20 protein-coding genes are annotated in these 20,034 nt (G+C 73.9%); 8 read left to right on the top strand and 12 right to left on the bottom strand.

The window, feature by feature from the left end; genetic code table 11:
* Positions 1-88: 88 nt before the first annotated feature.
* Complete coding sequence (locus tag ACWEO5_RS09710) at positions 89-412, bottom strand: antibiotic biosynthesis monooxygenase family protein (protein ID WP_452161775.1); 324 nt, start codon at positions 410-412, stop codon at positions 89-91.
* On the opposite strand from ACWEO5_RS09710, the gene ACWEO5_RS09705 reads away from it, so the two are divergent.
* Positions 413-2,158: a recombinase family protein gene (locus tag ACWEO5_RS09705; protein WP_452161773.1), complete on the top strand. Its 1,746-nt coding sequence runs from the start codon at positions 413-415 to the stop codon at positions 2,156-2,158.
* 290 nt (positions 2,159-2,448) lie between these two features.
* On the opposite strand, the gene ACWEO5_RS09700 is transcribed toward ACWEO5_RS09705, so the two are convergent.
* The 3 genes from ACWEO5_RS09700 to ACWEO5_RS09690 form a co-directional block, all read right to left on the bottom strand.
* Positions 2,449-2,895: a transposase family protein gene (locus ACWEO5_RS09700; RefSeq protein WP_452161771.1), complete on the bottom strand. Its 447-nt coding sequence runs from the start codon at positions 2,893-2,895 to the stop codon at positions 2,449-2,451.
* 234 nt (positions 2,896-3,129) lie between these two features.
* The gene (locus ACWEO5_RS09695; RefSeq protein ID WP_452161809.1) at positions 3,130-3,471 is read right to left on the bottom strand and encodes a hypothetical protein; all 342 of its coding nucleotides are present in this window, start codon (positions 3,469-3,471) and stop codon (positions 3,130-3,132) included.
* Positions 3,472-3,645: 174 nt separating this feature from the next.
* A complete protein-coding gene (locus ACWEO5_RS09690) occupies positions 3,646-4,161 on the bottom strand; it encodes an anthrone oxygenase family protein (RefSeq protein ID WP_452161769.1) in 516 nt (171 codons plus the stop codon).
* 99 nt (positions 4,162-4,260) lie between these two features.
* On the opposite strand from ACWEO5_RS09690, the gene ACWEO5_RS09685 reads away from it, so the two are divergent.
* Positions 4,261-5,262 carry an AraC family transcriptional regulator gene (locus ACWEO5_RS09685; protein ID WP_452161767.1) on the top strand — a complete coding sequence of 334 codons (1,002 nt, stop codon included), beginning with the start codon at positions 4,261-4,263 and terminating at the stop codon, positions 5,260-5,262.
* Between the two features lie 183 nt (positions 5,263-5,445).
* Positions 5,446-6,906, top strand: a complete 1,461-nt coding sequence (locus ACWEO5_RS09680) for a hypothetical protein (protein WP_452161765.1) — start codon at positions 5,446-5,448, stop codon at positions 6,904-6,906.
* Between the two features lie 45 nt (positions 6,907-6,951).
* Here ACWEO5_RS09680 and ACWEO5_RS09675 read toward each other — a convergent pair whose 3' ends face one another.
* From ACWEO5_RS09675 to ACWEO5_RS09665, 3 genes are all read right to left on the bottom strand, one after another.
* Complete coding sequence (locus ACWEO5_RS09675; protein WP_452161763.1) at positions 6,952-7,539, bottom strand: TMEM165/GDT1 family protein; 588 nt, start codon at positions 7,537-7,539, stop codon at positions 6,952-6,954.
* Positions 7,540-7,759: 220 nt separating this feature from the next.
* Positions 7,760-8,599 (bottom strand): ABC transporter permease, encoded by an 840-nt coding sequence (locus ACWEO5_RS09670; RefSeq protein WP_452161761.1) that lies wholly within the window; start codon positions 8,597-8,599, stop codon positions 7,760-7,762.
* A gap of 4 nt (positions 8,600-8,603) precedes the next feature.
* Positions 8,604-10,154: a dolichyl-phosphate-mannose--protein mannosyltransferase gene (locus tag ACWEO5_RS09665; protein WP_452161759.1), complete on the bottom strand. Its 1,551-nt coding sequence runs from the start codon at positions 10,152-10,154 to the stop codon at positions 8,604-8,606.
* Positions 10,155-10,323: 169 nt separating this feature from the next.
* Here ACWEO5_RS09665 and ACWEO5_RS09660 point away from each other — a divergent pair, with 169 nt between their 5' ends.
* Positions 10,324-11,331, top strand: a complete 1,008-nt coding sequence (locus ACWEO5_RS09660; RefSeq protein ID WP_452161757.1) for a DNA polymerase III subunit beta family protein — start codon at positions 10,324-10,326, stop codon at positions 11,329-11,331.
* A gap of 272 nt (positions 11,332-11,603) precedes the next feature.
* Here the strand turns inward: ACWEO5_RS09660 and ACWEO5_RS09655 are convergent, their stop codons facing one another.
* Entirely contained in the window at positions 11,604-12,905 is a 1,302-nt protein-coding gene (locus tag ACWEO5_RS09655) for an MFS transporter (protein ID WP_452161755.1), read from the bottom strand.
* A 141-nt stretch (positions 12,906-13,046) separates the two neighbouring features.
* Here ACWEO5_RS09655 and ACWEO5_RS09650 point away from each other — a divergent pair, with 141 nt between their 5' ends.
* Positions 13,047-13,610, top strand: coding sequence for a MarR family winged helix-turn-helix transcriptional regulator (locus ACWEO5_RS09650; RefSeq protein ID WP_452161753.1), 564 nt, complete (start codon positions 13,047-13,049; stop codon positions 13,608-13,610).
* 133 nt (positions 13,611-13,743) lie between these two features.
* Here ACWEO5_RS09650 and ACWEO5_RS09645 read toward each other — a convergent pair whose 3' ends face one another.
* The 3 genes from ACWEO5_RS09645 to ACWEO5_RS09635 form a co-directional block, all read right to left on the bottom strand.
* On the bottom strand, positions 13,744-15,561 hold the full coding sequence (locus tag ACWEO5_RS09645; RefSeq protein ID WP_452161751.1) for a glycosyl hydrolase family 18 protein: 1,818 nt from the start codon (positions 15,559-15,561) through the stop codon (positions 13,744-13,746).
* A gap of 266 nt (positions 15,562-15,827) precedes the next feature.
* Positions 15,828-16,349, bottom strand: a complete 522-nt coding sequence (locus ACWEO5_RS09640; protein ID WP_452161749.1) for a hypothetical protein — start codon at positions 16,347-16,349, stop codon at positions 15,828-15,830.
* A 94-nt stretch (positions 16,350-16,443) separates the two neighbouring features.
* A complete protein-coding gene (locus ACWEO5_RS09635) occupies positions 16,444-17,007 on the bottom strand; it encodes a DoxX family protein (protein WP_344556414.1) in 564 nt (187 codons plus the stop codon).
* Between the two features lie 114 nt (positions 17,008-17,121).
* On the opposite strand from ACWEO5_RS09635, the gene ACWEO5_RS09630 reads away from it, so the two are divergent.
* Together ACWEO5_RS09630 and ACWEO5_RS09625 are read left to right on the top strand one after the other, a co-directional pair.
* Positions 17,122-17,439: a barstar family protein gene (locus ACWEO5_RS09630; protein WP_452161747.1), complete on the top strand. Its 318-nt coding sequence runs from the start codon at positions 17,122-17,124 to the stop codon at positions 17,437-17,439.
* A 17-nt stretch (positions 17,440-17,456) separates the two neighbouring features.
* Positions 17,457-18,095 (top strand): MarC family protein, encoded by a 639-nt coding sequence (locus tag ACWEO5_RS09625; RefSeq protein WP_452161745.1) that lies wholly within the window; start codon positions 17,457-17,459, stop codon positions 18,093-18,095.
* Between the two features lie 406 nt (positions 18,096-18,501).
* On the opposite strand, the gene ACWEO5_RS09620 is transcribed toward ACWEO5_RS09625, so the two are convergent.
* Positions 18,502-18,933 carry an Lrp/AsnC family transcriptional regulator gene (locus tag ACWEO5_RS09620; RefSeq protein ID WP_452161743.1) on the bottom strand — a complete coding sequence of 144 codons (432 nt, stop codon included), beginning with the start codon at positions 18,931-18,933 and terminating at the stop codon, positions 18,502-18,504.
* Positions 18,934-19,098: 165 nt separating this feature from the next.
* On the opposite strand from ACWEO5_RS09620, the gene ACWEO5_RS09615 reads away from it, so the two are divergent.
* On the top strand, positions 19,099-19,926 hold the full coding sequence (locus tag ACWEO5_RS09615; RefSeq protein ID WP_344555828.1) for a tryptophan 2,3-dioxygenase: 828 nt from the start codon (positions 19,099-19,101) through the stop codon (positions 19,924-19,926).
* Positions 19,927-20,034: the final 108 nt, after the last annotated feature.

Raw genomic sequence — 20,034 nt, 5'->3', positions numbered from 1 at the left:
TAACGAATCCGCCGCACCCCGGCGCCCCAAGCAGAAGGGCCGACCCCTGGAAACTGCCCGGGGGCCGGCCCTCACGTTCCGCTACTCCCTACGCCTTCGGGCCGGTCTGCTGCACGACCTCGAACGACCACACCTGCGACCCGCTGGCCGCCGGACGCGGACGCTCGCCCCCGCCCCCGCCCTGGTGCGCGGCCTTCATCGGCCCCTCCATCCACGCCTGGAACGACTCCTCGTCCCGCCACCGCGTGTACACCAGGTACTGGTCCGTCCCCTCCACCGGCCGCAGCAGCTCGAACCACTCGAACCCGTCCGACCCCTCCACCGCCCCGGCCCGCGAGGCGAACCGCTGCTCCAGCACCTCCCGCTGCTCAGCAGGGACCGTCAGCACGTTGATCTTCACTACGCTGCCCACATGGCACCTCTCAAGTCACAGGGTCGGCCCGGTTCGCGGCCCGACCTCGATCAGGTACGAGCAGTCTCGTACATCCGACAGAGCAAGCGGCGCGAGGACGACTCCAAGGCGTCGCCCGAGGCTCAGCGGACCAAGACCGAGGCGCTGATGCGGTCGAGGGGCTGGGAGAACGCCGGGCACTTCGAGGACATCGGCAAGTCCGGCTGGGACCCGAACACCCACCGCCCCGGCTTCGAGGAGCTGATGGCGGCCGTGCGCGCCGGGCGCGTGGACGCGGTGGTGGTCTTCTCGCTGTCCCGGCTCACCCGCCGTGGCGCGCTCGAAGCGATGAAGATCATCGACGAGTTGGAACAGCACGGCGTACGGCTGGTCAGCGTGGAGGAGCCGTACCTCGACACCTCCACACCGGTCGGCGTCGGCATCCTGGCCATCATCGCCGGACTGGCCCAACAGGAATCGGACCTGAAGTCCGCCTACGTCACCAACGCCAAGGAGGAGATCCGGCGGGCCGGTGGCCACACGTCCGGCATCCCCCCGTACGGCTTCGTCAGCGAGCGGGTCACGCGCGGCGAGTTGACGGTCTCCCGGCTCATTCCGTCCCCCGTGGAAGCCGAGTGGGTGCGGCGCATGGTCGCCTGGGCGGTCGACGGCGAGTCCGGTACGGGCATCGCCCGCAAGCTCAACGAGGAGTCCGCCCCGACCAAGGTCACCACCCTCGGCGAGAGCGGCACGAAGCGCCTGGCGGCCCGGCGCGCCCGTGGCCTGTCGGAGGCCGCCGAGCTCCCCTCCTGGACGTCCTCCACCGTCCTGCGCGTCCTCCGCGATCCGCGCCTCGCCGGGTACGCGATCGAGTGGGAGGGCCGCAGTCAGCGCCACAGGGGCGCGGACGGTGAGATCGTCCCGGGGACCACGGGGCACCGGGCGATCCTGCGCGACCCGTCAGGCGCTCCCCTTGAGTCGCACGAACCCCTGATCCCCCCGGCCGACTGGTGGGCGCTACAAGACGTCCTGAACGGCCGCAGCAAGACGGTCGAGCGCCGGGCCGACCGGGTGTCCACGCTGCTCGCCGGGCACGGCTTCCTGTTCTGCGACGTCTGCGGCTCCGTCATGGTCGCGTCGGTCCGGGGAGAAACCCGGTACTACCAGTGCAACCGCGCCGGTGGAGTGGTCGCCGGCCACGGCGGACTGGTCATCCACATGGACCAGGCCGACAACGAGACGGCCGGTCGGGTCTGGGCCCGGCTCACCACGATGGACCCCGACGACCCCGAAGAACTGGAGTGGCTCGCCGAAGCCGCCCGCCGCTTCGCCCACCAGCGCGACAACTCGGGACGCGAAGCGGAACTCTCCGCCGCCCGTTCGGAGTTGGAGCACGTCCGCACCTCCCTCCGCACGCTGTACGAGGACCGCACAGCGGGGGCGTACGCGGGCACGGTCGGCACCCAGGTCTTCCGCGAGTCCGTGGAACGGCTCATGGCCCATGAACAGCGCACGGACGCCCGGATCAAGGAGTTGGAGCAGGCCGCCGCCGAGACCATCGCCATCCCCGACGACTGGACGGGGGTCGACGGCGACCCGATCGGACCGGGAACCCCCTGGGCCGCGTGGGACCTCCAGCGCCGCCGGGAGTTCCTGGCCCTGTTCGTCGACTCGGTCCGGATCACCAAGGCCACCGGCCGGGGCCGCAACGCCAATACCAGGGACCGCATCGTGATCCGGTGGGCCACGAGTCCGAACACGGACTGAACGAGAGCAGCGCCGCCGCATCGCGCTGTGGTGAAGCCGAGATACTCCGTGGCGACCCGCATATCGCCACCGCCGGCCCCGTCAGCCCCTGAGCCCCGCGGGGTTCTTCACGCCCTCCGAGCGCCGTCAAGTCCTCTGTGCAGATGGTGAGGTGACGGAAAAGAGCGCGTTCCTGCTTTTCACTTAAACATGGATGACACACTCGCTCGCCAAGCATGGGAGGCTGCCGCTTTCCGGCCTCAACCATCGGCTCGGAAAAGGGCCGTGGCGAGGCATCAAAATGAGCGTTTTCAGCGGTGGAGCTCAAAGGTGGGGACTGCCTCGGCTGCTGACGTCAGCCAGTTCGGGCTGCAGCGGGCATGTCGGAAGATCCGCCAGCGCTTGACGGTGGCGACGCCGCGTTCGACGGGGTGACGCAGCCGGGCGTGGGCCCGGTTCGGCGGCCGCTGTCCGACGGTCGACTCCTTGCGGGCAGTGCTTCTGGTCGGCACGGCGAAGGTGCCACCCGCGCCGGTGTAGGCCATACCGGCCGGGGCCGGGATGCGTAGCCGGATACAGGTCTTGACGGTGCGGTGGGCGCGGCCCGGCAGGGCGCGGGGGATCCACACGGGCTTGCCTGTCGGGCCGGTGACGACCTGGTGGTTGACGCCGTGGCGGCGGTGCTTGCCCGAGTAGTCGGCGCGGCCGTCTCCGACGCGGTCGCGCTCGGCGGGGGTGTCGTGCTTGCGCGGGTACACCAGCGCGACCAGAGCCCGCTGGAAGCGGCATAGCACCCGAACATCCGGCCCCAGATCGCCCCGTGTTCGCGGTGGTGCAGTCCGGCCCCCGCCGTCTCTGGAGTGAGGCGGCGGCCGCCTGGTGCTGGTGGGACGCCCACGGTCGCCCGGGCGTCGACCGCTTCGGCCTGACCGTCACCCCGGACGGCGCCCGGCGCGTCTGGCTGGACGACCCCGGTCACCCCGTCCCGGTGGCTACGGGGTGAGGTCGATGATCCGCACCGGCTCGCCCTTCCACCGCTGCGGGTCGGAAGTGGCGACGACTGCACCGACCGGGCGTTCGGGGGTGGGTACGGCGGCGTAGCGGGTGTGCGCCTGGGCCCAGGTGGCGTCCGCGGCAAGGGCGAGGACTGCGGGCAGATCGAGGCCGAGGACGGTGAAGGCGGGCAGGGCGGCGAGGTGCTCGGCGGTGCCGGGGCGTTCGCGGTCGGCTTCGACGAGGGCGCAGGCGGGTGCGTAGAGGTACCAGCCGCCCTCGGCGTGGGCGCGGTGGACGAGGCGGGAGGCGATGAGGTTGCCGCGGCTCACGGCGACCATGGCGGTGTCGTCGAAGACGATGTGTACGTCGGTCACTGGGCGGTGGCCCGCTCCAGACGCCGATCGATCTCGGCGTCGAGGTCGGCGACGTCCTGCGGGTACGGGTGCGTACCCGTACCCGTACCCGTCTTCACCACGCTGGCGCCATCCGGCCTCACGGCCCCGGCGTGGCGGTCAGGCCGCGCGGGTCAGGGCGCCGATCAGGCAGCCGAACGCGGCGGTGGAGGTGACGGCCCGGACCAGGTTCCAGCGGACCCAGGTGGACTCGAACGCGGCGCGGACGGCGGCCGGGTCGGCGAGGGTGCGGGGGTCGCCGGCGGCGGCGAGCTGATCGTTGAGCGGGACGTTGACCGCGCCGGTGATCACCAGCATGGTCAGGTGGAGGACGGCGGCGGCGACGATCCACAGCAGGGCGGTGCGGTTGCCGCCGCGCCACTGGAGCAGGCCCGCGGCGGCGATCAGCACCAGCGCGCCGAGGAAGCTGAGCATGAACCAGCCGTTCAGGATGGCCGTGTTGATCCGCTGCATGGTCTCGACGAAGACCCGGTCGTCGACCCTGGCCAGGCCCGGCATCACCGAGCAGGCGTAGGAGTAGAAGAGCCCGGCGCCGAGCCCGCTCAGGAGGACCGCGCCGACCAGCGTCACCGTGCGAAGAACTGCCATGTGCGGGGCCCCCGTTCGTGTCGTCATGACCTTCAGTCAACCCGCCCGGCGGAGCCGGAACCATGGCCCGGGCGCTCGCCCGCATGCGCCTGCGTCCACCCCCGCGAAGGGCCTACCCTGGCGGGCATGGACGCGCTCACCGCCCTGCTGGCCGGCCCCCGGGCGAGCGGGGCGTTCCTGCTGCGCTCGGTGTTCGACCCGCCGTGGTCGCTGCGGATCGAGGACCGGGCGCCGCTGACGGTGCTGACCACGGTCCGCGGCACGGGCTGGGTCGTCCCGGACGGCGCGGAGCCGGTGCCGCTGCACCCCGGCGACCTGGTGATCGTCCGCGGCCCGGAGCCGTACACCGTCGCGGACGCGCCGGGGACGGCCCCGCAGGTGGTGATCCACCCGGGGCAGGTGTCGACCACCGTCGACGGCGAGCGGATGTGCGAGGAGCTCGACCAGGGCGTGCGCACCTGGGGCACCGGCCGGGACGCGGCGACGGTGCTGCTCAGCGGCACCTACCAGCTGCACGGCGAGGTCAGCGGACGGCTGCTGCGGGCGCTGCCGCCGGTGCTGCGGCTGGACGCCGGGGAGTGGCGCTCGCCGCTGGTGGCGCTGCTGGAGGCGGAGATCGGCCGGGACGAGCCGGGCCAGGAGGCGGTGCTCGACCGGCTGCTGGACCTGCTGCTGATCTCCGCGCTGCGCTGCTGGTTCGCCCGGGACGAGGGCCGGGCCCCGGCCTGGTACCGGGCGCACGCCGACCCGCTGGTGAGTCGCGCCCTGGGCCTGCTGCACACCGACCCGGCCCGGGCCTGGACGGTGCGGGAGCTGGCGGCGGAGTGCGGGGCCTCCCGGGCCGCGCTGGCCAAGCGCTTCACCGACCTGGTCGGCGAGCCCCCGATGGCCTACCTGACCGGGTGGCGCCTGGCCCGGGCCGCCGACCTGCTGACCGAGCCGGACGCCACCCTGGCCGCCGTCGCCCGCCGGGTCGGCTACGGCAGCGGGTTCGCGCTGAGCGCCGCGTTCAAGCGGGTCCGGGGGATCAGCCCGCAGCGGTTCCGCGAACAGGGCGGCACCCCGGACACCGGAGCGGACGCCTGCACCCCGGACACCGGAGCGGACGCCGGCGCCCTTGACGACTGAGCGGACGGCCGGGCTCCGGTCCGGGGCGACCTGCGGGAAAGCGGGCCGGATGGCCACCGGTAACCGTCCCAAACGGTGCCGAACCGGACGGGAAGCGGGTCAGGGCCCGGGCGTCCCTGTCGCCCCGGGGATTGCTCCTGCATAATCACCCCCGTTCGATTCCGACCCGAGGAGGACCGGCCCATGCCGGCAGAGCCTTGCCCCCGCTGCGGTACCGCACGCACGGCCGGCGGCTGCGCCTGCGACGCCGTCTCCGCGACCGAGGAGACTGCGGTCCTCCCCCACCTGGAGGGCCCGCCGCTGGTCCGGCCGTACGTGGCCGGAACGCCCGTGGTGGAGGCCGGTGACCCGGCGGTCGACCCGTTCGCCACCCGGGTCGGCCCGTCCCCGGTGCAGCCGGTCACCGCACCCCCGGCAGCCGCCGCGCCGATCGCCGTCCCCCCGGTGTCCGTGCCGACGACCGCCGCGCGGCCCCCCGCCGTGCAGCCGATCACCGGGCCGCCCACCGCACCCCCGCCGCCCCCGCCCCGGGCCCCGCACGTCCCGCAGTCCGCCAGCCCGTTCGGCCCGCCGCCGCCCGCCGGACCCGCCGGGCAGCCGCACCCGGACGCCACCGCGACCCAACTGCTGCCGCCCGTCCCGCCGCAGGCCCCGCCCCAGGCCCCGCCGGGCGGACCCCAGGGCGCACCGGGCCGTTTCGTGCCGATCCCGCCGCCGGGGCCGGCCCAGGAGCCGCTGCCGGCCGTCGAGCAGACCATGCCGCTCACCCTGGGCCCGGTGCCGCCGCAGCCCGCCCCGGCCGGGTACCCGTCGGCGCCGCCGCCCTCCGGGGCCGAGGCGACCCAGCTGCTCGAACTCGGCGGCCACGACGCGCAGTACGGCGAGGACGGGCCCGGCGAGGAGGAGTGGTCCGGGACGCCCGGCACCGACCTCGGCATGTTCACCTTCCGCGAGGACGGCGCTGACGACCCGGTCAGCCGGGCCGACCGGCGCGAGCAGCGGCGGCAGAGCGCCGACCGCCGCCGACTGGTGATCGCGGGCGGTGCGGTCGGCGTGACCGCGCTGGGCGTGGCCCTGGCGATGCTGCTGTCCTCCGGCGGTCCGGCGAAGGTGGACGACGCGCTGCCCGCGCCGAGCGGCCCGGCGGTGACCTCCCCGGCCGAGGTGACGCCGACCCCCGCCGACCCCTCCCCGGCCGCCGGGACCTCCGCCCCGGCCGAGCCGGAGGAGAGCGCCTCGCCGACCCGCAGCACGGCCCGCCCGACCCAGACGACCACCACCAAGGCCGCCGCCGCCCCGACCACCGAGGCCCCGCCCGCACCGAGCACCCCGGCCGCCCCGACCACCGAGAGCACGCCGCCCCCGCCGACCACCGGCAAGGTGCTGAAGTTCGGCGACACCGGCCCGGAGGTGACGCAGATGCAGCAGGCGCTGATGGCCTACCGGTGCAACCAGATCGGCGCGCTCACCATGGACCGCACCCGCAGCAACCAGCCGGGCTTCGGCGACTGGACGCGGCAGGTCCTGTCGGGCGTCCAGCGCGACCTGTTCGGCGACGGGAAGCCCCGGCAGTACCAGGACGGGGTCTACGACGCGGCCACCCAGGCCGCCCTGGCCCAGACGCCGCAGGGCCGCAACTGCTGACCCCGCGCGCCCGAGTTCCCGCGCAGAAGCGGAGGTGACCCGGCGTCAGCCGGTGACCGCCTTGAACAGGCTCCACGCCGCCAGCGCGATCATCGCCAGCGCGGCGACCCGCACGATGACCTTCATCGGCACGTGCTGGAGCAGCTTCTGCCCGCCGACGATGGCGACGCCGCCGACCGCGCACAGCGCCAGCCAGGCGCCCAGGCCGACGGCCAGCGGGTCGCTGTACTTGGCGGCGAGGTTGGCGGTCATGATCTGGGTGAGGTCGCCGAACTCGGCGACCGCGACGATGACGAAGCTGGTGCCGGCCACCTTCCAGAAGGAGTGGTTCGCGGGCTCCTTGCCCTCGGCGCCGTCGTCCTCGTCCTCCTTGTGCCACAGCAGCATGGCGGCGCCGCCGAGGAACAGCAGGCCGGTGATGCCCTCGACCCAGCGCTGCGGCAGCAGGGCGAGCAGGCTGCCGGCGGCCAGCGCCAGGCCGACCTGGAGGGCGAACGCGGCGGCGATGCCCGCGAAGACGTAGCCGGCCCGGTACTTGGTGCCGAGGACCAGGCTGGCCAGGGCGGTCTTGTCCGGGAGTTCGGCGAGGAAGATGATGCCGAACGTCAGCGCGGCGATGGTCAGACTGTTCATCGGTGGCGGGGGTTCTCTCCGTCTCGGGGCCGCCGCGCCCGGAGCCACCCGCAGCAGGGGACGCCTCGGCCCGGCAGCACTGGTTCATGGTCACAGCACTGCGGCCGAAGGTCTCGCCGACACCCCGCAGGGTGCCCCGGGCGCCGGGCTGTCCACGAGGGACGGGCCAGTATGTCGACGGTCCGGTGGAGGGCTACTCCCCTTCAACAACGGGCAGAGCCTACCGGACGCCGGCGGCCGCCCCGACCAGGCCCCGGCCGACCAGCTCCAGCACCGCCGTCACCGCGACCGCCTCCACCGCGAGCAGCGCGACCAGCACGAACAGTTGCACCGCCCCGGCCTGCACGGGCGTCGCCCCGCCGAGCAGCATGCCGACGAACGCGCCGGGCAGGGTGACCAGGCCGACCGTGCGGGTCTGGTCGAGGGCGGGGACGAGCGAGGTCGCGGCGGCGGTCCGGCAGACCTCCAGCCGGGCGTCGCGGTCCTCGAAGCCCAGCGCGAGCGCGGCCTCCACCTCGCCGTGCCGCAGCCGCAGTTCGTCCAGCGCCCGGCGTCCGGCCAGCGAGGTCGCGGTGAGCGCCCCGCCGATCAGGATCCCGGCCACCGGGATCACGGTGATGCCCTTGGCGGGCAGCAGCCCGGTCGCGGCGAGCAGCAGCAGGACGGGCAGCACCCCGGCGGCGATCGGCACCGCGGCCCAGGCCCACTCCCACCGCCCGGCGGCGCCGCGCAGCCCGGCTCCGCGCCGCCCGCTCTCCCCCTCCCGCCGCCCGCCCTCGCCGATCCGCCCCCCGGCGGTGCGCACCGCGACGGCGAACATCAGCAGCACGAACAGCGCGGACGTCCACAGCGAGCGCACCACCCAGGCGATCACCAGGGCGACCAGGGCCAGTTGGACGGCCGCCCGCAGCCCGGCCCGCAGCACCGCCCGGCCGTGCCCGAGGCCGCCCCGGCCGGCGACCAGCGCGGCGACGGCCAGCAGCACGGCGCAGGCGGCGCCCAACGCCGGGGTGACCGGCAGGAGTTGGGCGCCGCCTGCGGCGACGTGGCGGAACGCCAAGGCGTCAGATCCAGCTGGTGAACCACATCCGGGTGTGCCAGTCGGACATCGGGATCACCTCCGCCGTGTACAGCGGGTAGAAGAACGCGAAGCACCCGATGACGGCGACCACGATCAGCCCGGCCCCGGCCGCGCCCCACCGGCGGCGGCTGGGCGTGCTGCCCTCCGGGCCGAGCATCGCGCCGAGCATCTGCGCGACGGCCAGGCACAGGAACGGCACCAGCACCACCATGTAGAAGGAGAAGACGGTGCGCTCCTGGTAGCGGAACCAGGGCAGGTAGACGGCGGCGACGGCGGCCAGGAGCGCGCCGGAGCGCCAGTCCCGCCGGAAGAACCAGCGGTAGAGCGCGTACGCCAGCGCGAAGCAGGCCGCCCACCACAGGACGGGGGTGCCGAGCGCGAGGATCTGGCTGGCGCAGCCGCCGGACGCGGTGCAGCCCTTCTGGCCGGCCGGCACCTGCTCCCAGTACATCGAGACCGGGCGGCCCTGGACCAGCCAGCTCCACGGGTTCGACTGGTAGGTGTGCGGGTCGTGCAGGTTGGTGTTGAAGTGCCAGATCTCGGAGTGGTAGTGCCACAGGCTGCGCAGCGGCGCCGGCACCCAGCTGAAGGCCCCGGAGCGCCCGTCCGCCCAGTGCCGGTCGTAGCCGCCGTCGGTGGCCAGCCAGCCGGTCCAGGACAGCACGTAGGTGAGCAGCCCGGCCAGCGGCATCGACACGGCGGCGGGCCACAGGTCGCGCCGGAGCATCGACCGCCAGGGGTGCCGGGCCCCGGCGGCGCGCCGCCCGGCCTGGTCCCAGAGCAGGACGAGGACGGTGAACACGGCGAGCGCGGGCGCGCCGGTCCACTTGACGGCGCAGGCCGCGCCGAGCAGCACGCCGGCGGCCAGCCGCCAGGGGCGCAGGCCGAACCGGACCTCGTCGGCGGCCCGGCCGCCCTCGGCCCGGGCGGCGCGCAGCAGGTCCCGGGTGCGGTCGCGGTCGACCAGCAGGGCGCCGAACGCGCCGAGCACCAGGAACGCGGAGACGCCGTCCAGCAGGCCGACCCGGCTCATCACGAACTGCAGGCCGTCGACGGCCATCAGCAGCCCGGCGACGCAGCCGATCAGGGTGGAGCGGAACAGCCGCCGCCCGATCCGGGCCACCATCAGCACGCTGAGCGTGCCGAGCACGGCGACGGCGATCCGCCAGCCGAAGGGGTGCAGGCCCCAGAAGTGGGTGCCCAGGCCGATGATCCACTTGCCGAGCGGGGGGTGCGCGATGAACGCGGCGGCCTTGCCCGTCGGGATCACCTGGGGATCGCCCAGGATCAGCTGGTTCGCGTTGTCCGGCCAGGCCGTCTCGTAGCCCGTGTGCCACAGCGCCCAGGCGTCCTTGGGGTAGTACGTCTCGTCGAAGACGAAGGCGTGCGGGTACCCCAGGTTCCACAGCCGCAGCACTCCGGCGAAGACGGCCACCGCCAGCGGGCCCCACCACCGGTACCTGTCCTCCGCCGGCGCGGCGCGCACCGTCTCCCGTTCCCGCTGCTGCCGCCGCTCCGTCACCGCCAGCGCCATACCCTCCCCGTTCGACCACAGTTGACGACTTGTCCGCAATGTCCGCATCCTAGCCTGCGGCCGCGAGCCCTCGCGGGTGGCGGACCAGGGTGCCCGGAGCATTCTCCCCCGCGCGCCGCGCGCCGTTACGGTTGACCCTCGACCAGGTCGAGGGACCAGGGTCAACCACGTGGAGAGCACCATGCGCAGCATCGGCGAAATGGCCCGGGCCAGCGGCCTGGGCGTCAGCGCCCTGCGGTTCTACGACGGCGCGGGCGTCTTCGCCCCCGCCGCCGTCGACCCGCACACCGGGTACCGCTGGTACGCCGACGAGCAGCTGCCGGACGCCCGCCTGCTGGCCCGGCTGCGCCGGGTCGGCCTGCCGCTGGCCGGGATCACCCGGGTGCTGACCGGCACCCCGGCCGAGGCCAGGGCCGAGCTGGACGCGCACCTGCGCCGCCTGGAGGACGGCCTGACCGACGCCCGCCGGGAGCTCTCCGCCGTCCGTGACCTGATCGACTCCCGGGAGCACCCCGTGCCGCAGACCCGCCTGACCGTCCCCGCCCCCGCCCTGGCCGCCGCCCTGGACGCGGTGCGCTTCGCCGCCCCGGCCGACGCCGCGCTGCCCGCCGTCGCCGGCGTCTTCCTGGACGCGGAGGACGGCGCGCTCCACCTGGTCGCCACCGACCGCTACCGGCTGGCCGTCGCCGACTGCCCCGCCGCCCTGGACGGCCCGCCCGCCTCCGCCCTGCTCCCCACCGCCCTCGCGGACGCCGCCCGGGCCCTGCTCGCCGACGCCGAGGAGGCCGAACTCACCTTCGACGGCGCCCACTTCACCATCCGCGCGGCCGGCCGCACCCTCTCCGGCGAACCCGCCGAAGCCGACTTCCCCGACTACCGCCGCCTGCTCCGCCTGGAGCCCACCCACCGCATCACCCTGACCGCCGCCCAACTCCGCGCCCTCCCCGAGGAGACCGCCGACGGCACCCCCGCCACCGTCCTGACCGCCACCCCGGCCGACGCCCTCTCCGCCACCACCACCGACCTGCTGGTCCACGTCAACCGCGAGTACCTCCTCGAAGCCGCCGGCACCGCCGAGCAACTCGTCCTCGAACTCGGCGGCCCGATCGCCCCCCTCGCCATCCGCTTCCCCGCCCGCGCCGACACCTTCTCCCTCCTGATGCCGATCGCCCGCTAGGAGGCGCCCCCAGGAGCCCGGCAGGGCGCGCCCCCAGGAGCCCGGCAGAGCGCGCACCCAGGGGCCCGGGGAACGGCGAGGACCAGTCTGCTGCGGGTTCACTGCCGGAGCGCGCGTCGGCTTCCGGTTCCGTTGAAGACACGCAGCAGCACGGACACTCCGATGGGCTCCGGCCACTCAGCAGCACGGCCCCGCCGTTCCCCGGGCCCCTGGTGGTGCATGCTCGTCCGTCGACAGTTCCCCCGGGTCCCGACGGCTGCCCTCCTACCTGTTCAGGCCGCCGTCTGGAGCTCGCGCAGTTCGTGCTGCTGCACGGCCAGCACCCGGACGTTGTCCTGCGCGGGCGTGAGGTGCTCGCGCAGGCGGACGGCGAGGGCGACGATCAGCAGCGTGCACAGCGCCATCGCGGCGAGGTACAGCGGCCACGTCCCGGAGCCGACCAGGAGGACGCCGACGGCGGGGCCGACGGCGACGGCGATCTGCTTCACCAGGGCGTACCCGGCGTTGTAGGTGCCGAGCAGCCGGCTGGGGGCGAGGTCGGCGACGATCGGGCCCATGGTGGGGGCGAGCAGCGACTCGCCGACGCCGAACAGGGCGTAGACGGCGACGATCGCGACCGTCGCGGCCATCGTCTCGGTGCGGATCAGCCCGGCGACCACGGCCATGCCCCAGGCGGCCAGCCAGACCGCGCCGGCGGCGGCCATCGCGGTGGTGCGGCGGCGGCGCTCGGTGATCCGGACGACGAACATCTGCAGCAGCACGATGGTGAGCGCGTTGGCGCCGATGGCGAGGCCGAGGGTGGAGGGCGCGGTGCCGACGGTGTCGGTGGCGAACGCGGCGACGCCGGACTCGAACTGCCCGTAGCAGGTGAAGAAGATCAGTCCGGCGAGGACGCACAGCCGCAGCATCGCCTTGTCGGCGACCATCGCCCGCAGCCCGCCGCCCTTCGCCGGGCCGCCGGCCGCAGCGCTGCTGCCCGCCGCCCCGGCCGGCTCCGGTTCGACGACCGCCGGAGGCATCTTCGCGCTGCCGGTGACGGCGGCCAGGCCGAGGAAGGTCACCGCCTCGATGGTGAACAGCCTGGTCAGGCTGGCCGGGTCGGCGGTGTCGACGATCTGGCCGCCGACCAGGGCGCCGATGCCCATGCCGAGGTTGACCAGGGTGAACTGGAGCGCGAAGGCGCGGGAGCGCTCGGTGCGCCCGGTGCAGCGGACGATCATCGTGGCGAGCGCGGGCTGGCAGGTGGTGACGCCCGCGCCGAACAGGAAGGAGGAGAGCAGCAGCCCGGGCGTGCTCGCGGCCTGCCCGAAGGCGAACGCGCCGACGGCGGCCAGCACGGTGCCGACCAGCAGCACCGGGCGCGGCCCGTACCGGTCGATGCCGCGGCCGGTGAACGGCAGCACGGCCAGCGCGGCGAGCGCGAACACGGTGAACACCGCGCCCGCCGCCGCGGAGCCGAGGCCGCGCACCTGGTCCACGTACACGAACATGTACGGCAGGGTGAACCCGCTGCCGAACGCGCTGAGCGCGTTGCCGATCTGGACGCGGCGCAGTCGGCCGCCCCACTCCTTCACTGCACACCCCTCTTCACCTGCGTCGGGCCGGACCCCTCGGCCCGTCCTTTACTCCGTAAGATTTCAGACCTAAAGTCTTACCATCCGAAGCTTAAGGCGTCAAAGGCTTAACAGCTGCACCCTGCGTGGAACAATGAGCGCATGAGCGCACGCAGAGCGGAGCCCCCGACCGCCGCCGAGCTCGGCATCGCCGAGCAGGTGGCCGTCTACCAGCGGGAATTCCCCACCGTGGACCCGCAGGTGGAGACCATCGTCTCCACCCTGTCCCGGCTCGCCCGCCGGATGAACGTGGCGTACGGCCGCCAGCTGGCCACCCTCGGCATCACCTCCGCCGAGTGGGAGGTGCTCAAGGCCCTGGTGTTCGCCGGCGCCCCCTACCAGCTGGGCCCGGGCGAGCTGGCCAAGCGGCTCGGCCTGACCCCGGCCGCGATGACCCACCGGATCGACCGGATGGTCGCCGAGGGCCTGGTCACCCGGGAGCGCGACGAGGCCAACCGGGTCCGGGTGATCATCGAACTGACCGCCGAGGGCCGCGGCAAGTGGCTGGAGCTGATGCGGATGGCCGCCGTCTTCGAGGCCGACCTGCTCCAGGACGTGGCGGCCGGGGCCCGCCCCGAGCTGGCCGCCACGCTGACCCGGATGCTGCGCCGGATCGAGGAGACCCAGCCGGACGCGCTCGGCCGCACCGACGACCTGACCTGCTGACCTGCTGACCGGCCGCACCGGCCGTAGCGCCCGCACTGCCCGGGAAAAGCGAACGAGGGGCGCGGGGAGATCTCTCTCCTCGCGCCCCTCGCGGGGTTGATCAGTCGATCAGCGGTGCCGGGTGATCAGGTGATCAGCAGGCGCCGTTGTCGGTCCAGACGCCCCAGGCGCCGCTCAGGCTCGGGTCCTCGTTGGTGGTCCACCACTTGTTGGTGTAGTAGTGGCCCTTCCAGGAGACCTTGGTCGGGGTCGCGTAGACGGTCGCGGCGCTCCAGCTCGGGGCACCGGCGCAGGCGCCGGTCGAGGCGGAGGAGGACGCGGAGGCGGAGGCCGAGGCCGAGGTCGACGCGGACGCCGAGGCGGAGGCGGAGGCCGACGCGGACGGGCTGGCCGACTGCGAGGCGGAGGCCGAGGCCGACGGGGTGGCCGAGCCGGTCGGGGCGGCCGGGCAGGAGGCGGCGGAGCCGTTGGTGGCGCTCACCGTCTTGTCGAACAGCGCGGTCTGGGTGCCCAGGTCGTACATGGAGAACATGAACGAGCCGCCGAGGCCGTTGCAGTGCGCGTAGTCGAGCTTGGCCTGGATGGACTGGGCGTTCTCGCCGGACCAGAAGGTGGTGCCGTCGTAGAAGTACGCGGTCTTGGCGATGTCGTCCCAGTAGGTGTACGCCGGGTTGTCGACGAAGCCGTTCAGCTCCTTGTACATCTTGATGCCGGCCACGCCGCCGGAGTAGGTGCCGCCGGGGGCCGGGGCGGACGCCTTCTGGAACAGGCCGTGGGTGGTGCCGGCCGAGACGCCGGTCCAGCCGCGGTAGTAGAACGGGATGCCGACGTTGATCTTCTTCGCCGGGAAGCCGCCGGGGATGCCGTACTGCGGGTCACCCACGGTGTAGGCCTTGACCGCCGCGTCCACCGAGTACTTGCCGTTGCCGCCCGGGACGGGGTTCATCGGGTCGTTCGGGTTGGTGTAGATCGGGGCCTGGTGGTTGGTCGGGCCCTGGGCCTCCCAACCGCCGTGCATGTCGTACGTCATGATGTCCAGGAAGGTCAGGTACTGGCCGATCTTGTCGGTCTCGACCTGCTTGATCTTGTCCTGGCCGGCGCCGACCGCGGCCGCGAGGCCGTAGGTCTTGCCGTCGGTCTTGCCCTGGGCGTCCAGCTGGCTGCGGAACTCGGCGAGCAGCGCGGTGAAGTTCTGCTTGTCGTTGGGGGAGGCGTGGTTGCCGGTGTGGCCGTTGCCGCCCGGGTACTCCCAGTCCAGGTCGAAGCCGTCGAAGATGCCGGCGGCGGTGCCCGGGCCGCCGTAGCCGCCCTCGGAGGGCAGGTTGCCCTTGATGAACATGTCGATGCAGGAGGACACCAGCTTCTTGCGGGAAGCGTCGGTGGCCGCGGCGTCGGAGAAGTACTTCGAGTAGGTCCAGCCGCCGATCGACATCAGGACCTTGAGGTTCGGGTTCTTCGCCTTCAGCTTCTTCAGCTGGTTGAAGTTGCCGACGATCGGCTGGTTCCAGGTGTCGCCCACGCCGTCGACCGAGATGTCGGCGCCGAAGCTCTTCTGGTAGTCGGCGAACGAGTCGCCCGCGCCGTCACCCGCGTTGGGGTCGTCCTCGTTCTGCGACGCGGCCTTGTTGGCCTCGAAACAGGACAGGGTGGTCGGGTTGATGTTCGCGAAGTCGTAGATGATGTAGTCGAGCTTCCCGGCGGCGCCCGTGTCCTGCATCGTCTTGAGGTAGTACGCGTTCGAGTAGATCGACCACTGGTCGAAGTACGCGACCTTGATGCCGCCGCTGGTGGCCGCGGCGCCGGTCGAGTTGGTCGGGGCCGCCTGGGCGGTCCCGCCGGTCAGCGCCAGGGTGCCGCCGAGCAGCAGGGAGGCCGCGGTGCCGGCCGCGAGCGCGGCCCAGCTCTTCGGCCGCCGCCGCGAAGGCGACTGGGGGGAAACGGAACGAAGCATGGCTGCGTGACTCCTGGTTGTGGGGGTCCTGTCAAGACCGGGCACGAACCGTGCGAGGTGGGGTCACACGGCCTGGGCATGACAGGGGAATCGAGCTTTGGCCTGCACAAACACCGGGTGCGGGTAAGCCGAACCGGCGCCGGTGGTCTAAACCACCGGCGCCGGCCCAGGGGCTCCCTGCACCTGCCAAGTAAAATGGACTAGACCAACTCGGCCGTCAAGAGCGGGATCTGACGCTTACGCCACGCTTAAGGTTCGGTGTCCGGTCAGTACCGCAGCGCATTCGCCACCACGGGCGTCACACTGCCTTCCAACGAACGGTTGCTCTCCGCCGTGGCCTGCGCGGACGCGCCCGCGGCCACCTCCGGGACGTTCACCACCACCGCGTCGAGCAGGTTTCCCGACCCGTCCTCGAAGTTGACCTGAATCGTGTACTTGCCGGAGTCGGAACCGTGGTTGGTGACCGTCAGCGGAACCGACAGCTTCCCGTCCGAGCCGGTGGTGGCCGTCCCCAGCGCCACGTCGTCCTTGGCGTCCAGCCCGCCCTTGACGCTCGCCAGCGCCGAGGAGGCGGCGGCCTGCGCCGAGGCGCCCAGCGAAGCGGCCGCCGAGCCGATCGCGGCGGTGGCCGAGGAGGCCGCCGAGGCCACCGCCGACTTGGCGCCCTCCAGCGCCGAGGACGCCGCCGGGGACGGCGAACCGTCCGAGGAGCAGCCGGCCAGCACCGCGCCGCCCAGCAGAACGGCCGCCGTCCACCCGGCGGCGGTCCGCATCGATCGCTTCGTCAACGGATGATCCCTTCGGTTGCGAACGCCCGGCGGGCGTACGGGGGTTCAGGAGGCCCGGCCGGCCGGGGGCCGGCGGGTCGGGGGGCCCGGCCGGTCAGGAGAGCCCGCTGCCCTCCTCGCGGGCCGCGTCGTCCGCGGCCCGGGCCTCCCGGCGGCGCACCTCGTCCTGGCGGCTGGTCAGCACCGCCGCCGCGCCCACCGCGCTGGCCGCGAACGCCAGCGCCCCCACCCAGGGGCGGGCCAGCCGGTGGCGCAGCGCGGCGTCCAGCGAGTAGCGGCCCGCCCCGGCCACGCCCAGGGCCAGCCCGCAGGCACCCAGCAGGGCCGGGTACTCGTAGCCGCCGCCGTGCGCGAAGAAGCCCGCCGGGGCGTGCACCGAGATCGCGCCCGCCATCGTCCCGGCGATGATCGACCCGGCCGCGGGGGTGGCCAGGCCGACCGCGAGCAGCGCGCCGCCGCCCGCCTCGCCCAGCCCGGCCGCGTACGCGCTGCGCTCGCCCGGGACGAAGCCCATGTGCTCCATGGCCTGCGCGGTGCCCTCCGGCCCGGCGCCGCCGAACCAGCCGAACAGCTTCTGCGTCCCGTGCGCGAACAGGACGCCGCCGACGGCGGCGCGCAGCGCCAGCAGCCCGAGATCCTTGCGGTGCAGACAGGTCATGATGTGGCCCCTGGTGTGGAAGAGAAGAGTTAGGGCCATCCCAACGCGCGCACCGGCCCCGTTCGACCCGGCGGAGCCATCCGGGCGACGCGCACCCACCGACAGGAGTCCCCCGTGCCGACCCCGCCCCAGCCGCCCGAGTACGTCCTGCCCGGCGAGCGGATCACCGACGAGCCCGCGCTCTGGACCGAGCTGGGCCGCGCCGTGGCCGCCCCCGACCGCTACTACGGCGGCAACCTGGACGCGCTGGCCGACTGCCTGCGCGGCGGCTTCGGCCCCGAGCCGCCGTTCGTGCTGGTCTGGCGGCGGGCGACGGACTCCGCCCGGGCGCTCACCCGCCGGGTGACCGGGCCGGACGGGCGGGAGGTCTCCTACTTCGACGCGGTCCTCGACGTGCTGCGCCAGGGTGGCGTCACGGTTCGGCTGCGCTGACGGCCCATCATGGGCGCATGTCGGCGATCACCCTGAGCACCGTCTTCGTCACCTTCTTCGCCGTGGTCGGCCCGCCGAAGGTGCTGCTCGCCTTCGCGCAGCTCAGCCAGACCCGCACCCCGGCCGAACTGCGCAAGCTCACCCTGGTCTCCTCGCTGGTCGCGGCCGTGGTCGGCCTGGTGCTGGCCTACAGCGCGGACTTCATGGCCGCGCTGTTCCACATCTCCGACCAGTCGCTGCAGCTCGCCGGCGGGGTGATCTTCTTCATCTACGCGGTCGCCCTGGTCCTGGGCGTCCACCTCGGCGGTTCCAAGGAGGACGCCCACCTTGCCAACCCGCTCGCCGACGGCATCCGCGAACTGCTGCTGCCGTACGTGGCCAGCCCGCTGGCCATCACCGCCCTGCTGGTCGAGTCGCTGACCCGGGACACCCTGGGCTGGCACTCCACGGTCGCCGCCATGTACGTCGCGGTGATCGCGGTGGACTGCCTGTGCGTGCTGCTGCTCGCCCCCCTGCTACGGGCCAGCCGGCGCACCTCCCTGGAGGTGCTGTCCCGCCTGCTGGGCCTGCTCCTGGCCGCGGTCGGCGTCGAGATGTTCCTGTACGGCCTGGAGAGCCTGGGCGTCCACCTGGCCGAGTCCCAGAACGGCTACTGACCCCCGCCGCCCTGCCGCACGCCCTCCACACCCGCCCCGGCCCAGGCACTGAGCAGCCGCCACAACCATCCCCCCAAACCCTCCCCGGCCCGCCGCCAGGCGACCTCCCCCACCCACCACCCGCCCCCCGTGCCCTCCACGCCCGCCCCGGCCCAGGCACTGAGCAGCCGCCACAGCCATCCCCCGACCCCTCCCCGGCCCGCCGCCAGGCGACCTCCCCCCGCCTACCACCCTGCCCCGTGCCCTCCACGCCCGCCCCGACTCAGGGGCTGAGCGGGCGCCACAGCCATCCCCCGACCCCTCCCCGGCCCGCCGCCAGGCGCCCTCCCCCACCACCCCCGGCCCGCCGCCAGGCGACCTACCCCCGCCCACCGCCCTCCCCCGTGCCCTCGATGCCCGCCCCGGCTCAGGGGCTGAGCGGGCGCCACGGCACCGGGCTGGACAGGATCATCGAGCTGGTCGGCTGCCCGTAGCCGCCGAGCCGGTCGGTCAGCCGCTCGAAGGCGGGCATGTCCGGGACCCCGACCAGCAGCACGCAGCACGCCCCGCCGGTCACCCGGTGCAGTTGGAACACCTCCGGCCAGCACGCCACCTCCGGGTCGCGCAGCAGGCAGCGCACCCCGTAGCACTCCACCGTGACCAGGGCCATCACCGCCGCCCCGGCCTTCGCGGGGGCCAGGTGCGCGTGGTAGCCGGTGATCACCCCGTCCGCCTCCAGTCGGCGCACCCGTTCGGCGACGGCCGGCGGGGAGAGGTTCACCCGGCGCGACAGCTCGTTGTACGACAGCCGCGCGTCGGCCTGGAGTTCGGCCAGCAGCAGGCGGTCCACCGCGTCCACGGCGGCTCCTTCACGTTCGTCAGGCGATCGGGGCCGAACGCCTCACGAACGGAAGGCGGGTGCCCCCATCCGGGCTACGACGCCCATTCAAGAGCAGCGCCCCGCGCCGCACAATGGGTGGCGCCCGCCGCACCCCGGGCGGGCGGATCCGAGGAGGTACCGGCCATGACCGGCCAGACCCACCGTCCCCACCTGCGGTTCGGCCCCGAGCAGGACCCCGGCGCGTCCACCCCCTACGCCCGGTACGTGCGCCTGGCCGAGTTGCACGCGCTCCAGCGGCCGCGCAGCGCGGAGCCCGCCGAGTACTCGTTCATCGTCACCACCCAGGTGATGGAGCTGCTCTTCGACCTGCTGCACCGCGACTGGGACGCCGCCCGCGCCGCGCTGCGCGCCGACGACCTGGACGCCGCGCTGGCCGCGCTGCGCCGCGGGCAGCACACCCAGGACGTGCTGATCGGCTCCTGGGACCTGCTGGCCACCATGACGCCCGCCGAGTTCAGCGCCTTCCGCCCGGCGCTCGGCGAGGCGTCCGGCTTCCAGTCCTCGGCCTTCCTGCTGCTGGAGTTCCTGCTCGGCAACCGCAGCGAGGGCCTGCTGGAGATGTACCGGGACTCCCCCGCCGAGTACGACGCGCTGTTCGCCGCGCTGCGCACCCCCGGCCTGTACGACGAGGCGCTGGCCGTGCTGGCCCGGCGCGGCCTGGCGGTACCCGGGCGGCCGGTCACCTCCCGGCACCGCCACGACGCGGCCGTGGAGGCCGCCTGGCGGGCCGTCTACACCGATCCGGCGCTGGCCGACCTGGTCCGGCTCGGCGAGGCCCTGCTGGACACCGCCGAGCGGGTCACCCGCTGGCGCCAGCGGCACTACTCCGCGGTCAAGCGCACCATGGGCGGCAAACCCGGCACCGGCGGCTCCAGCGGCCTGAGCTGGCTCAAGCAGTCCGCCGACCAGGACGTCTTCCCCGAGCTGTGGGCCGTCCGCAACGACCTCTGAACCGCGCCGGCCGCCGGGCCGGCCCTCGCACGGCCCCGACCGCCGACCGCCGACCGCCGACCGCCGACCGCCGACCGCCGACCGCGACGATCTCCGAACCCTCCGGGA

This window comes from Kitasatospora sp. NPDC004272, assembly GCF_053603035.1.
The sequence above is the reverse complement of the archived record's forward strand: the minus strand, read 5'-3'. Positions and strand labels throughout refer to the sequence as shown.

Coding starts and splice junctions, on each gene's coding strand:
- ACWEO5_RS09705 (WP_452161773.1), top strand. CDS start 413: ATGGCACCTCTCAAGTCACAGGGTCGGCCCGGTTCGCGGCCCGACCTC.
- ACWEO5_RS09695 (WP_452161809.1), bottom strand. CDS start 3,471: ATGGTCGCCGTGAGCCGCGGCAACCTCATCGCCTCCCGCCTCGTCCAC.
- ACWEO5_RS09690 (WP_452161769.1), bottom strand. CDS start 4,161: ATGACGACACGAACGGGGGCCCCGCACATGGCAGTTCTTCGCACGGTG.
- ACWEO5_RS09685 (WP_452161767.1), top strand. CDS start 4,261: ATGGACGCGCTCACCGCCCTGCTGGCCGGCCCCCGGGCGAGCGGGGCG.
- ACWEO5_RS09680 (WP_452161765.1), top strand. CDS start 5,446: ATGCCGGCAGAGCCTTGCCCCCGCTGCGGTACCGCACGCACGGCCGGC.
- ACWEO5_RS09675 (WP_452161763.1), bottom strand. CDS start 7,539: ATGAACAGTCTGACCATCGCCGCGCTGACGTTCGGCATCATCTTCCTC.
- ACWEO5_RS09665 (WP_452161759.1), bottom strand. CDS start 10,154: ATGGCGCTGGCGGTGACGGAGCGGCGGCAGCAGCGGGAACGGGAGACG.
- ACWEO5_RS09650 (WP_452161753.1), top strand. CDS start 13,047: ATGAGCGCACGCAGAGCGGAGCCCCCGACCGCCGCCGAGCTCGGCATC.
- ACWEO5_RS09645 (WP_452161751.1), bottom strand. CDS start 15,561: ATGCTTCGTTCCGTTTCCCCCCAGTCGCCTTCGCGGCGGCGGCCGAAG.
- ACWEO5_RS09635 (WP_344556414.1), bottom strand. CDS start 17,007: ATGACCTGTCTGCACCGCAAGGATCTCGGGCTGCTGGCGCTGCGCGCC.
- ACWEO5_RS09625 (WP_452161745.1), top strand. CDS start 17,457: ATGTCGGCGATCACCCTGAGCACCGTCTTCGTCACCTTCTTCGCCGTG.
- ACWEO5_RS09615 (WP_344555828.1), top strand. CDS start 19,099: ATGACCGGCCAGACCCACCGTCCCCACCTGCGGTTCGGCCCCGAGCAG.